The sequence below is a fragment of the Pseudomonas sp. PS01298 genome (assembly GCF_029959745.1).
In the GTDB taxonomy this organism is placed as follows: Bacteria; Pseudomonadota; Gammaproteobacteria; order Pseudomonadales; family Pseudomonadaceae; genus Aquipseudomonas; species Aquipseudomonas aylmerensis.
Genome location: NZ_JASCPP010000063.1, coordinates 24,920 through 39,074 on the forward strand (window position 1 = coordinate 24,920; position 14,155 = coordinate 39,074).

At 61.4% G+C, this 14,155-nt stretch carries 12 protein-coding genes; 9 read left to right on the forward strand and 3 right to left on the reverse strand.

Annotated elements, in window-relative coordinates; all coding sequences use genetic code 11:
- The first annotated feature begins 146 nt into the window (after nucleotides 1–146).
- From sctC to QMX97_RS20505, 5 genes are all read left to right on the forward strand, one after another.
- A complete protein-coding gene (gene sctC, locus QMX97_RS20485; protein ID WP_282397493.1) occupies nucleotides 147–1,541 on the forward strand; it encodes a type III secretion system outer membrane ring subunit SctC in 1,395 nt (464 codons plus the stop codon).
- Between the two features lie 15 nt (nucleotides 1,542–1,556).
- Nucleotides 1,557–1,781, forward strand: coding sequence for a FliM/FliN family flagellar motor switch protein (locus QMX97_RS20490; RefSeq protein WP_106802946.1), 225 nt, complete (start codon nucleotides 1,557–1,559; stop codon nucleotides 1,779–1,781).
- 155 nt (nucleotides 1,782–1,936) lie between these two features.
- Entirely contained in the window at nucleotides 1,937–2,356 is a 420-nt protein-coding gene (locus QMX97_RS20495) for a winged helix-turn-helix domain-containing protein (RefSeq protein ID WP_282397488.1), read from the forward strand.
- Nucleotides 2,349–2,810: a transglycosylase SLT domain-containing protein gene (locus QMX97_RS20500; RefSeq protein ID WP_065909539.1), complete on the forward strand. Its 462-nt coding sequence runs from the start codon at nucleotides 2,349–2,351 to the stop codon at nucleotides 2,808–2,810. The genes QMX97_RS20495 and QMX97_RS20500 overlap by 8 nt, the downstream gene beginning before the upstream one ends.
- 86 nt (nucleotides 2,811–2,896) lie before the next feature.
- A complete protein-coding gene (locus QMX97_RS20505) occupies nucleotides 2,897–3,949 on the forward strand; it encodes a quinone-dependent dihydroorotate dehydrogenase (RefSeq protein WP_282397489.1) in 1,053 nt (350 codons plus the stop codon).
- Nucleotides 3,950–4,133: 184 nt separating this feature from the next.
- On the opposite strand, the gene QMX97_RS20510 is transcribed toward QMX97_RS20505, so the two are convergent.
- Nucleotides 4,134–4,349, reverse strand: coding sequence for a ribosome modulation factor (locus QMX97_RS20510; protein WP_002553055.1), 216 nt, complete (start codon nucleotides 4,347–4,349; stop codon nucleotides 4,134–4,136).
- A 542-nt stretch (nucleotides 4,350–4,891) separates the two neighbouring features.
- Here QMX97_RS20510 and rlmKL point away from each other — a divergent pair.
- Complete coding sequence (rlmKL, locus tag QMX97_RS20515) at nucleotides 4,892–7,156, forward strand: bifunctional 23S rRNA (guanine(2069)-N(7))-methyltransferase RlmK/23S rRNA (guanine(2445)-N(2))-methyltransferase RlmL (protein WP_282397490.1); 2,265 nt, start codon at nucleotides 4,892–4,894, stop codon at nucleotides 7,154–7,156.
- A 139-nt stretch (nucleotides 7,157–7,295) separates the two neighbouring features.
- Nucleotides 7,296–9,734: a diguanylate cyclase gene (locus QMX97_RS20520; protein WP_282397491.1), complete on the forward strand. Its 2,439-nt coding sequence runs from the start codon at nucleotides 7,296–7,298 to the stop codon at nucleotides 9,732–9,734.
- Nucleotides 9,735–9,769: 35 nt separating this feature from the next.
- Here QMX97_RS20520 and dacB read toward each other — a convergent pair whose 3' ends face one another.
- Nucleotides 9,770–11,230 (reverse strand): D-alanyl-D-alanine carboxypeptidase/D-alanyl-D-alanine-endopeptidase, encoded by a 1,461-nt coding sequence (dacB, locus tag QMX97_RS20525; RefSeq protein ID WP_282397492.1) that lies wholly within the window; start codon nucleotides 11,228–11,230, stop codon nucleotides 9,770–9,772.
- A 238-nt stretch (nucleotides 11,231–11,468) separates the two neighbouring features.
- On the opposite strand from dacB, the gene QMX97_RS20530 reads away from it, so the two are divergent.
- Nucleotides 11,469–11,813, forward strand: a complete 345-nt coding sequence (locus QMX97_RS20530) for a YggL family protein (protein ID WP_065909546.1) — start codon at nucleotides 11,469–11,471, stop codon at nucleotides 11,811–11,813.
- Between the two features lie 56 nt (nucleotides 11,814–11,869).
- Here QMX97_RS20530 and QMX97_RS20535 read toward each other — a convergent pair whose 3' ends face one another.
- A complete protein-coding gene (locus tag QMX97_RS20535; protein WP_106802952.1) occupies nucleotides 11,870–13,060 on the reverse strand; it encodes a benzoate/H(+) symporter BenE family transporter in 1,191 nt (396 codons plus the stop codon).
- Between the two features lie 225 nt (nucleotides 13,061–13,285).
- Between QMX97_RS20535 and QMX97_RS20540 the strand changes: the two genes are divergently transcribed.
- Entirely contained in the window at nucleotides 13,286–14,050 is a 765-nt protein-coding gene (locus QMX97_RS20540) for a GntR family transcriptional regulator (RefSeq protein ID WP_017477154.1), read from the forward strand.
- The last annotated feature ends 105 nt before the right edge of the window (nucleotides 14,051–14,155 follow it).

The following is a 14,155-nucleotide window of genomic DNA, read 5'->3' on the forward strand; positions in this document are numbered from 1 at the left end:
TTCCATCAAGATTGAAACCGGCCTGGCTTTCAGTATGGCCGCAATCTCAATGCCAGGCCCACCCAGGAAACCCCACGGTGCACGCTGACTTTCCCGCAACGATTCCACGCCTACGGTGTTGCCGCTGGCTCCTGTTGGCCGCACTGATGCTGGCCAATGTGGTTGCCTGGGGCGAGCACTACCAGGCGCAGGATGACAGCCTGCATACCGTGTTTACCGCGTTGTCTTTGCCTTTGGGCCTGCCCATCGTCGTCAGCCGCGAGGTCGCGCGCAAACGTTTCAGCGGGGTGCTCGACCTCGATGCACCCCAGCAGACCCTGGAGGCGCTTGCGTTGCAGCAGGGGCTGATCTGGTACAGCGACGGGCAAGTGCTGTACGTCTATGACGCTGGCGAGGCCAAAAGCTCCGCGGTGACGTTACGGCACATTTCCATCGACAGGCTGCGCGCCCTGATGCGCCGCTCGGGTCTCGACGAGTCACGCTATCCGCTGCGCGCGAGTGGTGGGCGGACATTCTATGTGTCCGGACCACCGAGCTATGTCGACCAGGTGCTGCACCTGGCCCGGATGATGGATCGGCAAAGGGCTGACCTGCGTGTGGGGACCCAGGCATTCGGCGTGGTCCAGGTGCTCAACAGTGCGGTGGCGGACCGGCAGTACGGCTCCAGCGACCGGCCCGTCACCGTGCCGGGGATGGCGTCGATGATCGAGTCCGTGCTGTCCAGTGAACTGAAGGGGGCACTGGCAGACAAGAGCCTTGCCGTCATCGCGTACCCGGATACCAACAGCCTGCTGATCAAGGGCAAGCCTGCGCAGGTGAGCTTCATCCAGGCACTGGTGGCGGAACTGGACCTGCCCAAGCGGTCGATCGAGGTTTCGCTGTGGCTGGTGGACGTCGACCACGATGAATTGAAAAAGCTCGGCCTGGCCGGGGATGACAACGCCAGGCCAATGACCACTCAACTCCTGAAGCCTTCGGATGATAACCGCTTGATGGCGCACATCGCGGCGCTGGAGCGTAAACGACGGGCGAGGGTGGTGACGTTGCCGGTGATGATGACCCAAGAGAATGTGCCGGCAGTGTTCCAGGACAACTACACGTTCTACCTGCCGGCCCCCGGTGAGGAAGAGGCGAGCTGGAAACCGGTGCGTTACGCCACCCAGGTCAGTGTCTTGCCACGTTTTGCCGAGGCCAACCAGATCGAGATGCTCATCGACATTGAGGACGGCCGCCCGATGACCGAAGCCGGACGGCACGCCAGGCACACTGCGGTCGGGCAAGTGGGCGTGGGCAGTGTGGTGCGTGTCGAGCCAGGCAAACGGTTGTGGCTGGGCGTGTTTCGCCGCGATACCGGGGAGCAGGGGCGTGGTGCGGGGCCGATGCGCAGGGCCGAAGTACGCCTGTTTGTCATTCAGGCGCAGGCCGTGGGCAGCGAGGTGAAGACGCTGGCAGGGGGTGTCGGGCCACCTCCGTTGACAGCGTCGCAATACGAGCGAGTGCAACGTGCTTTTGTGCGCCCGGGTCGTGATATCTCACCATGAATAAGGCGTTACCCCATGCATCTGGAAATCCTACTGCAGGAACAACTGATCAGCCGCAGGCGCCTGGCAGCGTTCGCCCCAGGGAAGGTGTTGCCCTTGGCGCCCGAGATCATTCACTGCGTGGAAGTACGGGTTAACGGCCAGTTACTGGCCTTGGGCGAATTGGTGCAATTGGAGGACAGGTTAGGGGTGGAGCTGCATGAGGTGTACCAGGAATGGGCGCCTGGTTGGGCTGGATAGAGAAATGTCTGACGTGGAGGTTACGAAAGTCGCGGAATGTACGGGCTTTTTCCTAGCGTTAGCCATGAGGCAGGTTTTTATAGTCGTGCCGTGGGCGTAGGCGCCATTACTCGAAATAGGGACTTGAATGTCAGCTGTTGAATGCCGAGGTAGGTATGGCCGTCGTGGGTAATAAATTGACGAGGACTCCCCTGGTTTTCGCTCAATGGACCCTGCACGGCGATGGTCGTCTGACTGGCGAGCACGCGGATGTTCAGTTGCCGCCAAAGGAGTGGCACGTTTTGCGCCTGCTGCTGGCTTCCGGCGGCGTGTTGATGACCAAGGATCGCTTGTTGGAACTGGCATGGCCCCAGGGAGAGGTGGCCGAGGAGTCGCTGACCCGCTGCATTTATTCACTGCGCAAATACCTGGGGGCCGACAAGGGATTCATCAAGACGATCTACGGTCGCGGGTACCGCTTCACCTGTCCGGTCAGGCTTGAGGCGCAAGCTCCAGGTGGGATGGAGCAGGTGTGCTCGGCGTGCGGTCAAGTCAGCCCTGTGCAGTCAGGGCATGAGCGGATAAAACATGCTTAGGTTGTGCATCAAGGGCTTGCTGCTCGGCCTGTTGATGAGCAGCCATCGGGCCCTCGCCTATTGCTGGGAAGAAACGGCCAGTCGTTATGGTATCGAGCCGGAATTGCTGCAGGCTATCGCCGACGTGGAATCGGGTTACCGTGCGGACGTGATCAGCCCTGCCAACCGTAATGGCACTCGGGATATCGGGCTGATGCAGATCAACAGCATCCATTTGCCTCGCTTGCTCAAACAGGGGATTACCGAGGAGCGCTTGTTGAGTGAGCCGTGCCTGTCAGTCGAGGTGGGGGCTTCGATTCTTGCCGAGTTTATCCAGCGCTTTGGCTACAACTGGACAGCCGTGGGTTCCTATAACGTGGGACCCGGGCCCGGACCGCAGCGCGAGGCATTGCGCCTGCGCTATGCGGAAAAAATCTGGACGCGTTATGAAGCCCTGGTCACGCAGCGCTATTGATGTTTGGGCGGCATGCCTCGCGCGTAAGCCGTCACCCCGGCTATAATCGGCGCCACCTTTCGCCGCCATCCGAGTCTAGCCCGCCCATGTATACCCTGGCCCGCCAGCTGTTGTTCAAACTCTCCCCGGAAACCTCCCACGATCTGTCGCTGGACTTGATCGGTGCCGGTGGGCGTCTGGGGCTCAATGGCCTGGTATGCAAGACTCCGGCGAAAATGCCGGTCTCGGTGATGGGCCTGGAGTTCCCCAACCCGGTCGGCTTGGCTGCTGGCCTGGACAAGAACGGCGCCGCCATCGATGGCTTTGCGCAGTTGGGTTTCGGCTTTGTCGAAATCGGCACTGTGACCCCACGGCCACAGCCAGGTAACCCCAAGCCCCGAATTTTCCGCCTGCCGGAAGCCGAGGCAATCATCAACCGCATGGGCTTCAACAACCTCGGTGTCGATCATCTGTTGTCGCGAGTTCAAGCGGCGAAGTACAAGGGCATCCTGGGGATCAATATCGGCAAGAACTTCGATACCCCGGTAGAACGCGCGGTCGATGATTACCTGATCTGCCTGGACAAGGTCTACGCCCACGCCAGTTATGTCACCGTCAACGTCAGTTCGCCCAACACCCCGGGCCTGCGCAGCCTGCAGTTTGGTGACTCGCTCAAGCAATTGCTCGAAGCCCTGCGTCAGCGTCAGGAAGACCTGGCCGTGCGTCATGGCAAGCGCGTGCCGTTGGCAATCAAGATTGCCCCGGACATGAGCGATGAAGAAACCGTGCTGGTGGCCCAGGCCCTGGTTGATTCAGGCATGGACGCGGTAATCGCGACCAACACCACCTTGAGCCGTGTCGGTGTCGAAGGCCTGGCCCATGGGGATGAGGCGGGTGGCTTGTCGGGCGCGCCGGTGCGTGACAAGAGCACGCACATCGTCAAGGTGCTGGCTGCCGAGCTGGCCGGACGGCTGCCGATCATCGCGGTAGGCGGTATTACCGAAGGCAAACACGCGGCCGAGAAAATCGCCGCCGGCGCAAGCCTGGTGCAACTCTACTCGGGCTTCATCTATAAAGGCCCGGCGCTGATCCGTGAGTCGGTGGACGCCATTGTGGCGAGCGGGCTTGCCCCGCGTTGGGCTGCGCAGCAGCCCCAATAAGCCCAGAGATGCAGCGCCCGGTGTCCGGGCCTGCCGCGCAACCCAACACGCGGAAAGCCTGTTCGCGAGAATAAAAAAGGGCTCCTCAAAAGGAGCCCCCTGGGCCGAAGCCCGCCGCCTGGATAGGGCGTGCGTGGTTAAGTCGTTACGTATTCGTGGTGATGTCGGAATTAAAAGCCCTTGATTAGCCGACGGCGTGAAGTTCGTTGAGTCTGTGGATGCCCGCAGTGCCAGTCATACCGTCCCAGTTGTCGCCACGTCCTTCTCGCCAGCCGTTGATCCAGGCTTGGCGTACCGACGGTAGAGTAAATGGGCAAAGCTCACGGGATTTGCCATGAACGCCATATTGATATCCGCGTAAAAATGCTCTTTCCAACGGATCACGCTTAAGTCTTCTCATAGGGTGTTTCCCTCACTTGTTGACTGTCTAGATATCCTTCGGCCTCGTCCGAGGCCGGGCAGAGTTTTTCTGCCGTTGGTGGGCTCGCTGCCGGCGTGGCGAGCCTATGTGTCGGCGTCGTTACGGCGCCAACCTGTGTTGAGTTCTAACCAATAGGTCACATGGATTCAATGATCGTTTTGTCATAAGCACGTAACGATAACGATGCTATAGCCATAAGCTGGGCTGGCTTTTCGCCCCATTTATTCGGCAAAGCCAGCTATGATGCACCCTGCAAAGAGGACAGGTTTAATCCTTTAGTGAGAATGCCCGCTCGTTGCAGTCGGTTATTATTCGACGAAGGGTCGGAATATTTCGTTTTGTTACTGCTTTGTTGTTTGGAAACTTCTCTCTGCCCCGTCGATAAAGGCTCAAGCGCCCGTCAGACGGGGTGGGACGGCACATTCGTGCCACGCGAGCACTCTTCAAGAAAAGTGCTTGATTGAAAACCGAACCGGCGATGCGTCGCCCGTTCATTTATTGCTGAAAAGCCTGGAATGCCCATGTCGGACCGTTTTGAACTCTTCCTCACTTGCCCCAAGGGCCTCGAAGGCCTGCTGATCGAGGAAGCCGTCGGGCTTGGCCTTGAGGAAGCCCGCGAGCACACCTCGGCCGTGCGCGGCATGGCCGACATGGAAACCGCCTACCGCCTGTGCCTCTGGTCGCGCCTCGCTAACCGCGTGCTGCTGGTGCTCAAGCGCTTCCCGATGAAGGACGCCGAAGACCTCTACCACGGCGTGCTGGATATCGAATGGGCCGACCACATGGTCCCGGACGGCACCCTGGCCGTGGAGTTCAGCGGCCACGGCTCGGGCATCGACAACACGCACTTCGGCGCACTCAAGGTCAAGGATGCGATCGTCGACAAGCTGCGCACCCCGACCGGCGAGCGTCCGTCCATCGACAAGATCAACCCGGACCTGCGCATCCACCTGCGCCTGGACCGTGGCGAAGCCATCCTGTCCCTCGACCTCTCCGGCCACAGCTTGCACCAGCGCGGCTATCGCCTGCAGCAGGGCGCCGCGCCGTTGAAGGAAAACCTGGCCGCTGCGATCCTGATCCGTGCAGGCTGGCCGCGTATTGCTGCCGAAGGCGGCGCGTTGACGGACCCGATGTGCGGCGTGGGTACCTTCCTGGTGGAAGGCGCAATGATCGCCGCCGACATGGCGCCCAACCTGAACCGCGAGCTGTGGGGTTTCACCACCTGGCTCGGTCACGTCCCGGCGCTGTGGAAAAAACTGCACGCCGAAGCTGCCGAACGTGCGGCCATCGGCATGAACAAGCCGCCGTTGTGGGTGCGTGGCTATGAAGCCGATCCACGCCTGATCCAGCCTGCGCGCAACAACATCGAGCGCGCCGGCCTCAGCCACTGGATCAAGGTGTACCAGGGCGAAGTCGGCACCTTCGAGCCGCGTCCGGACCAGCACCAGAAAGGCCTGGTGATCTGCAACCCGCCATACGGCGAGCGCCTGGGTGACGAAGCCAGCCTGTTGTACCTCTACCAGAACCTCGGCGAGCGTCTGCGCCAGGCGTGCATGGGGTGGGAGGCGGCAGTGTTCACCGGCGCGCCGGACCTCGGCAAGCGCATGGGCATCCGCAGCCACAAGCAGTACTCGTTCTGGAACGGCGCCTTGCCGTGCAAATTGCTGCTGATCAAAGTCAATCCGGATCAGTTCGTCACTGGCGAGCGCCGTACCCCGGAACAGCGCCAGGCCGAGCGTGAGCAAGCCGCCTACGACCAGGCCCCGGCCGAGCCGCAAGAGCGCCAGTACAACAAGAACGGTAACCCGATCAAGCCGGCCCCGGCCCCCGTGGTCGAGCAGGCGCGCCTGAGCGAAGGCGGGCAGATGTTCGCCAACCGCCTGCAGAAAAACCTCAAGCTGCTGGGCAAGTGGGCCAAGCGTGAAGGCGTGGATTGCTATCGGGTGTACGACGCCGACATGCCGGAATACTCGATGGCCATCGACCTGTACCACGACTGGGTGCACGTGCAGGAATACGCCGCGCCGAAGTCCATCGACCCGGAAAAAGCCTCGGCGCGCATGTTCGATGCCCTGGCCGCGATTCCCCAGGCGCTGAACATCGACAAGAGCCGCGTGGTGGTCAAGCGTCGCGAGCGTCAGAGCGGCACCAAGCAGTACGAGCGCCAAAGCGCCCAGGGCAAGTTCACCGAGGTCAGCGAAGGCGGCGTGAAGCTGCTGGTCAACCTCACCGACTACCTGGACACCGGCCTGTTCCTCGACCACCGCCCGATGCGCATGCGCATCCAGAAGGAAGCGGCCGGCAAGCGCTTCCTCAATCTGTACTGCTACACCGCCACCGCCAGTGTGCACGCCGCCAAGGGCGGCGCGCGCAGCACCACCAGCGTCGACCTGTCCAAGACCTACCTGGATTGGGCTCGTCGCAATTTCTCGCTCAACGGTTTCTCCGACAAGAACCGCCTGGAGCAGGGTGATGTGATGGCGTGGCTGGAGGCCAGCCGCGATGAGTTCGACCTGATCTTCATCGACCCGCCGACCTTCTCCAACTCCAAGCGCATGGAAGGCATCTTCGACGTGCAGCGTGACCACGTGCAGTTGCTCGACCTGGCCATGGCCCGCCTGGCACCGGGTGGCGTGCTGTACTTCTCGAACAACTTCCGCAAGTTCCAGCTCGAGGAAAACCTCAGCGAACGCTACGCGGTCGAGGAAATCAGCGACAAGACCATCGACCCGGATTTTGCGCGTAATGCGAAGATCCATCGGGCGTGGAAAATCACCGCTCGCTGATGGTTGCACCAAAAAGCCGCAAGCCTTGAATATTCGGGACTTGCGGCTTTTTTATGCTGGTCAAATACCGGTCCCGTAGCTATAACTTAACGCCTAGCCAAAGTGACACCCCCGCACACTGGCGTTGTGAGTGTTGCCTATGCCGTTGAACGCCGTCCGCCCGAAAATCCTAGGCTTTATCAGTGAGCAGGCATCGGCTTGGCTGGTGGCGTTGGTGGTGTTATTGGCAGGGTTCGCGCTGACCGCAATCGTCGCCTGGGCTGCTTCCGATCTCTATCAGCAACAGGTGCGCCAGCGCTTTCAGTTGCTGGTCAACGAACGGTATACGCGTCTGCAGGAGCGCTTCGAAGACCAGGAACAGCGCCTGAACAGCCTGCGGCGGTTTTTCGTCAATTCCGATGATGTGTCCCGCGATGAGTTCGACGGTTTTGCCCAGCCCTTGTTGTTGCGCGCCCGTGCCTATTCCTGGGCGCCGCGGGTATTTCGCAAGCAGCGCCGGCAATTTGAACAAGAGGTGTCGCGCCTGCGCGGTACCCCGTTTGTTATCCGTGAGTTGAATTCGGCCGGCGAGTTGGCCCCGGCGCCCGAGCGCGACGAATACGTACCGGTGCTCTACAGCCAGACTCAAAGCCTGTTGGGCGCACCCTTGGGTTTTGACCTGCTGGCCCAACCGCTGCGGCGCTCGGCGCTTGAGCGTGCGCAGTCGAGTGGCAAGCTGGCAGTGTCGCAACCGATGCAGTTGGTCGGTGTAGAACCGGGCTACTCAACCGGGGTATTGCTGGTGGCGCCGGTCAGCACCCCGGCGACTTCCGGGCAGTCGCAGAATGAGCCCTACGGCTACGTGATGGCGGTGATCAGCATGCGCCAGCTGGTCGCCGATGGGTTGCCCAAGCCGGACCGCGACAATCTGGTGATGCAGATTGTCGATACCTCCGATGTGCAAAAGCGCGTGCTTTTCGAGTCCGAGAATGCCGTGGGCAGCAGCGACCTCATCGGCGCGCGCCGCCTGACCCTGGGCGATCACGTGTACGCCTTGAGCCTGCGCCCGAGCCAGGTGTTCGACCAGGCCAACCATTCTTCACTGACCACGATCCTGAGCATGGGCGGCTTGCTCAGCCTGCTGCTCAGCAGCCTGCTCTATGTACTGGTGAGCCAGCGCCAGCGCGCGTTGAAACTGGTGGAGCAACGTACCGTGCAGTTGCGCCAGCGCGAGCAGGAACTGCGCGGGGCCCACGGTCAATTGCGCAGCGTGCTGAATGCCGCCACCCAGGTTGCGATCATCGCCACCGACCTGCGCGGTGTGATCAACACCTTTAACGCCGGGGCCGAGCAGATGCTGGGGTTCAAGGCCGACCAGGTCATGGGCACGCACACCCTCGAAAGCCTGCACCTGGCCTCGGAACTGGAAGCGCGCGCCAGCAGTTTGAGCGTGATGTTGGGCAAGCGCATCCCGGCGAGCCAGGCGATGCTGGTGGAAAGCCCCGACAACCTGCACGAAGCCCGCGAGTGGACATTGCTGCGCGAGGACGGCAGCCCATTGACCGTGAACATGTTGGCCACCGTGCTGCTGGATGACCATGGCCTGTGGATCGGCCACCTGGCCATTTACCTCGACGTGACCGAGCAGAAGCGCGCCTATGAGGCACTCGCTGCGCGCGACCGGCTGCTCAAGAAGCTCAGCGCGCATGTGCCCGGCGGCATCTTCCAGTTCACCCTGGAGCCGCAGGACAATTGGAAATTCATCTACGCCAGCGACGGCATGCGCGACATCTATGAGATCGAGCCTGGCGTGTTGCAGCAGGATGCGACGAAGGTCTTCGAGCGGATCCATCCGCTGGATGCGGAGCGCGTGCGTACCTCGATTCGCTTGTCGGCGTTGCAGTTGAGCCATTGGCGCGAAGAGTACCGGGTGCTGTTGCCACAACGCGGCCTGCGCTGGATTCGCGGCGAAGCCACGCCAGAAGAATTACCCAGCGGCGGTACGCTGTGGCATGGCTACGTGTCGGATATTTCCGATCTCAAGCGAGTAGAAGAGGAACTGCGCGCGCTGTCCATCACCGATTCCCTCACCGGGATTCACAACCGACGCTACTTCCAGGATCGCCTCAAGGCCGAGATGGTCAGGCTCAACCGCGCTTCAGGGGCGTTGTCGGTGATCATGCTCGATGTCGACCACTTCAAGCGCATCAACGATCAGCATGGGCATGCGGTGGGCGACGGGGTGCTGCAGGAATTGTGCAAACGCATCAGCCAGCGCCTGCGCCGCAGCGATGTGTTCTGCCGCCTGGGGGGCGAGGAGTTCATGGTGCTGTGCCCCAACACCCAGGGCGAGCAGGCTTACAGTCTGGCGCTGGAGCTGTGGCAATCGCTGCGCAATGCGCCGATGGCGCCGGTGGGCATCGTCACCGCCAGTTTTGGCGTGGCCAGTTGGCGGGTCGATGAAGGTATTGATGGGCTGCTGTTGCGTGCCGACTCGGCGGTGTATGTGGCCAAGCAGGCCGGCAGGGATCGAGTCGAGACGTGTGGCAGCGGGCTTGCCCGCGACAGCGGTCTATCAGCCACCGGGTACAGCGACTGATAGTGCCGAGCGCGGGTAAGCGCTTATTGCGCGGTCTAGAGCACCGATGCGGGCGCCGCCAGTTTCGGCTGGCGATACAGGTCCAGCAGCACTTGATCCAGCACCGACGAAGCGCCCCAAGGCTTCGGATCGTTGAGGATCGCCACCACTGCCCAGGTGTTGCCGTTGTTGTCGCGGCTGAAGCCGGCGATGGCCCGCACGGTGTTCAGGGTGCCGGTCTTGACGTGGGCTTCGCCGCGCATGGCGGTGGTCTTCAAGCGTTTACGCATGGTGCCGTCGGTGCCGGCAATCGGCAGCGAGCTGATGTACTCCGCGGCATAGGGGCTTTTCCACGCGGCTTGCAGCATGGCGGCCATCTCGCGGGCGCTGACGCGTTCGGCCCGTGACAGGCCGGAACCGTTCTCCATCACCAGGTGCGGCGCGGTGATGCCTTTCTTCGCCAGCCATTGGCGCACTACGCGCTGCGCGGCCTTGGCATCGTCGCCGTCGGCGTCGTTGCGAAACTGCGCGCCCAGGCTCAGGAACAACTGCTGGGCCATGGTGTTGTTACTGTATTTGTTGATGTCGCGGATGATCTCCGCCAGGTCCGGCGAAAACGCACGGGCGAGGACCTTGGCATCCTTGGGCACCGGTGCCTGGATGTCACGGCCCTGGATGGTGCCGCCCAGTTCCTGCCAGATCGCCCGCACCGCGCCGGCGGTGTAGGTCGCGTGGTCCAGCAGCGACAGGTAGGTCTGCGAGCTGCAGCCGTCGGCCAGTTGGCCGCTGACGGTGACCGTCACGCTGCCATCCGCCGCGGTAACCGGGTTGTAGCGCACGTCGCCGGTGCACTGCTTGGCGTTGGACACCTTGACCTGGTTGTCGATGCGGATGCTGGCAATCGGCGGCTCGACCGACACCAGTACCCGGCCGGAATCGTTGCGGGTCACGAAGCGCAGGGCCTTGAGGTTGACCAGCAGGGCGTCGGGCTTGACCAGGAACGGCTTGTTCTCGTCGTTGCCATCATCATTGAATTCGGGCAATTGCGGCTGGTTGAAGAAGCTGCGGTCCAGCACCAGGTCGCCGGTGACTTGCTGCACGCCATTGGCGCGCAGGTCGCGCATCAGCAGCCAGAGCTTTTCCATGTTCAGCTTGGGGTCTCCACCGCCCTTGAGGTACAGGTTGCCGTGCAGCACGCCACCGCTGAGGGTGCCGTCGGTGTAGAACTCGGTCTTCCATTGATGGTTGGGACCGAGCATTTCCAGGGCCGCGTAGGTGGTGACCAGCTTCATGGTGGAGGCCGGGTTCACCGAGACATCGGCGTTGAAGACCGTGGGGGTGCCCGGGCCGTTCAGGGGGATCATCACCAGGGACAGTGCGGTGTTTTGCAGCTTGGCCTTGGCGAGCGCCTGCTGGACATTCGGGGGCAGGGTGTTGGTGGTCGGGGCAGCGGAGGTGGAAAAGGCCAGTGGCAGAAGAAAACCGGCAAGCACTACTGAACGCAACGATTTGATCATAAGAAATAAAACCCTACTGCTGAGGAGGGTGAAAAAGGCGAGGGGTAAATAAGAAAAATCCCTCAATGGTCATGAAAGTGTCGGCATTATGCCCCAAGGTGGATCCAGTTGTAGCTGAACGATAGCTGGTAATCGGCGTTTTTTTCACCGGCAATTTGCCGCCTGTCCCAGAGAGTCGGGCAATCGTCACCTTAAACTGCTAAAGTGCCGCCCGTTATTACTTATGAGGATTGTTCCAATGGCGACTAACCGTTCCCGGCGTCTGCGCAAAAAACTGTGCGTTGATGAATTTCAAGAGCTGGGTTTCGAACTGAACCTGGATTTCAAAGAAGGTTTGGATGATGAAGCGGTTGACGCGTTCCTCGAAGCATTCCTGACCGAAGCGATGGACGGCAATGGCCTGGACTACGTCGGCGGCGATGACTTCGGTCTGGTGTGCAAAGCCACTCGTGGTTCGGTCACCGAAGAGCAACGTGCAATCGTTGAAGCGTGGCTAAAGGCCCGCCCAGAGCTGACTCGCGTTGAAGTAAGCGCGCTGTTGGACGCCTGGCATCCAGAAAAGCCGATCAACCCGGCGGTCTGATGTCATGAAAAAAGCGACCCTGCGGGGTCGCTTTTTTGTTCCTGGCGTTTAAGCAATCAGGCCTTGCGCCAATTCAGGATCAGCAGCGTCAACACCCCCGCGACAATCCCCCAGAACGCCGAACCGATCGAAAACAACGTCAGCCCCGACGCGGTGACCATAAAGGTGATCAGCGCCGCTTCGCGTTCCTTCGGCTCATTCATGGCGATGCTCAAGCCGTTGATGATCGAGCCAAACAGCGCCAGGGCCGCAATCGACAGCACCAGTTCCTTGGGCAAGGCTGCAAACAATGCTGCCAGCGTCGCGCCGAATACCCCGGCAATCCCGTAGAACACACCACACCAAACCGCCGCCGTATAGCGCTTGTTACGGTCTTCGTGGGCATGCGGCCCGGTGCAGATCGCCGCGCTGATCGCCGCCAGGTTGATGCCATGGGAACCGAACGGTGCCAGCACCAGCGAGGCCAGGCCGGTTGCGGTGATCAGCGGCGAGGCCGGCACGTTGTAGCCGTCGGCGCGCAACACGGCGACGCCGGGCATGTTCTGCGAGGTCATCGCCACCACGAACAGCGGGATGCCGATACTGATCGTCGCCGCCAACGAGAAGTGCGGCGTGGTCCATACCGGCGTTGCCACTTCGAGATGAAAGCCGCTGAAATCCAGGAGTCCCATCAAGCCGGAAAGCACGCTGCCGATCACCAGCGCGGCCAGCACCGCATAGCGTGGCGACAGGCGCTTGATGATCAGGTACGTGAAAAACATCCCCAATACCAGGCCGGTGCGGTGCTGCGCGGCGACGAAGATCTCGCTGCCGATCTTGAACAGGATGCCGGCGAGCAGGGCCGCTGCGAGTGACGCCGGGATGCGCTTGACGAGCTTTTCGAAGCTGCCCGTCAGCCCGCAGAGCGTCACCAGCACCGCGCAGGTGATGTAGGCACCGATGGCTTCGCCATAACTCACGCCGCCCAGGCTGGTGATCAGCAGCGCGGCGCCGGGGGTGGACCAGGCGATGGTGATCGGTGTGCGATAGCGCAGCGACAAGCCGATGCTGCACACCGCCATGCCAATGGAAATCGCCCATATCCACGAAGAAATCTGCGCCGTGGTCAAGCCGGCGGCCTGGCCGGCCTGGAACATCAGGACCAGGGAGCTGGTGTAGCCGGTCATCATGGCGATGAAGCCGGCGACGACGGCCGACGCAGAAGTGTCGGCCAGCGGGCGCAAAGGCGCTTGGGTGGCGTCGTTCATGGAAAGGTGATCCTTTTACCTGGGTTTTGCCGGTAACGGCACGGTTTCAAGCCTAAACTCAAACGTGACGATTCATTGCAATACAGCCGTGACCGCAAACAGCCGTACAGTGTGTTGGCGCTGTGGGTTGTGTACAATGTGCCCTGTTTTTAGGTGATACTTGCCAGCGACCCGCTGTTGCCGTATTACCCTTAATTCGCCGCCGTTCTCCAAACCCGAGTGCCCATGAACGAACAGTTGCAACCTCTCAAGAAACAACCGCGAGCCGGCAAGGCCGGTCGCAGCGGAACCCAGGACGATATCGTCTACGCGCATATCTTCGAAGCGATCCTCGAACAACGCCTGGCGCCCGGAACCAAGTTGAGTGAAGAGGCACTGGGCGAAATCTTCGGCGTCAGCCGCACCATCATTCGCCGTGCACTCTCGCGCCTGGCCCATGAAGGCGTGGTGTTGCTGCGGCCCAATCGGGGTGCGGTGGTGGCCAGCCCCAGTGTCGAAGAAGCGCGCCAGGTGTTCCTGGCCCGGCGTCTGGTGGAGCGGGCGATTACCGAGCTGGCAGTGCAGCACGCCACGGCCGAACAATTGGCCGAGCTGCGTCAGATGGTCAACGACGAGCGCGACAGCTTCTCTCGTGGCGATCGCGGTGCCGGCATCCGCCTCTCCGGCGAATTCCACCTCAAGCTGGCCGAAGCGGCGAAGAATGCGCCACTGATCAGCTTCCAGCGCAGCCTGGTGTCCCAGACCTCGTTGATCATCGCCCAGTACGAAAGCGGCAACCGCTCGCACTGTTCCTATGATGAGCACACGCAGTTGATCGACGCGATCGAAGCGCGCGATGCAGGGTTGGCAGTGAATTTGATGATGCACCACATGGACCACATCGACAGCAAGCTCAACCTCGATGAGGAAAGCGCGTCGGATGATTTGCATGCGGTGTTTTCGCATTTGTTGCAGACCAAGAAGCCGGGCCGCTCTTCGGTCAAGCTCTGATGTGCCAAGCTCACCACTAACAAAATGTGGGAGCGGGCTTGCTCGCGAAAGCGGTGGATCAGTCAGCCTATCCAGGGACTGATACTCCGCCTTCGCGAGCAAGCC

What these genes read in the sequence shown, in the direction of transcription:
- QMX97_RS20535 (WP_106802952.1), bottom strand. Translation starts at nt 13,060, where the DNA reads ATGAACGACGCCACCCAAGCGCCTTTGCGCCCGCTGGCCGACACTTCT.
- QMX97_RS20495 (WP_282397488.1), top strand. Translation starts at nt 1,937, where the DNA reads ATGGCCGTCGTGGGTAATAAATTGACGAGGACTCCCCTGGTTTTCGCT.
- QMX97_RS20530 (WP_065909546.1), top strand. Translation starts at nt 11,469, where the DNA reads ATGGCGACTAACCGTTCCCGGCGTCTGCGCAAAAAACTGTGCGTTGAT.
- dacB (WP_282397492.1), bottom strand. Translation starts at nt 11,230, where the DNA reads ATGATCAAATCGTTGCGTTCAGTAGTGCTTGCCGGTTTTCTTCTGCCA.
- rlmKL (WP_282397490.1), top strand. Translation starts at nt 4,892, where the DNA reads ATGTCGGACCGTTTTGAACTCTTCCTCACTTGCCCCAAGGGCCTCGAA.
- QMX97_RS20505 (WP_282397489.1), top strand. Translation starts at nt 2,897, where the DNA reads ATGTATACCCTGGCCCGCCAGCTGTTGTTCAAACTCTCCCCGGAAACC.
- QMX97_RS20500 (WP_065909539.1), top strand. Translation starts at nt 2,349, where the DNA reads ATGCTTAGGTTGTGCATCAAGGGCTTGCTGCTCGGCCTGTTGATGAGC.
- QMX97_RS20520 (WP_282397491.1), top strand. Translation starts at nt 7,296, where the DNA reads ATGCCGTTGAACGCCGTCCGCCCGAAAATCCTAGGCTTTATCAGTGAG.
- QMX97_RS20510 (WP_002553055.1), bottom strand. Translation starts at nt 4,349, where the DNA reads ATGAGAAGACTTAAGCGTGATCCGTTGGAAAGAGCATTTTTACGCGGA.
- QMX97_RS20540 (WP_017477154.1), top strand. Translation starts at nt 13,286, where the DNA reads ATGAACGAACAGTTGCAACCTCTCAAGAAACAACCGCGAGCCGGCAAG.
- sctC (WP_282397493.1), top strand. Translation starts at nt 147, where the DNA reads ATGCTGGCCAATGTGGTTGCCTGGGGCGAGCACTACCAGGCGCAGGAT.
- QMX97_RS20490 (WP_106802946.1), top strand. Translation starts at nt 1,557, where the DNA reads ATGCATCTGGAAATCCTACTGCAGGAACAACTGATCAGCCGCAGGCGC.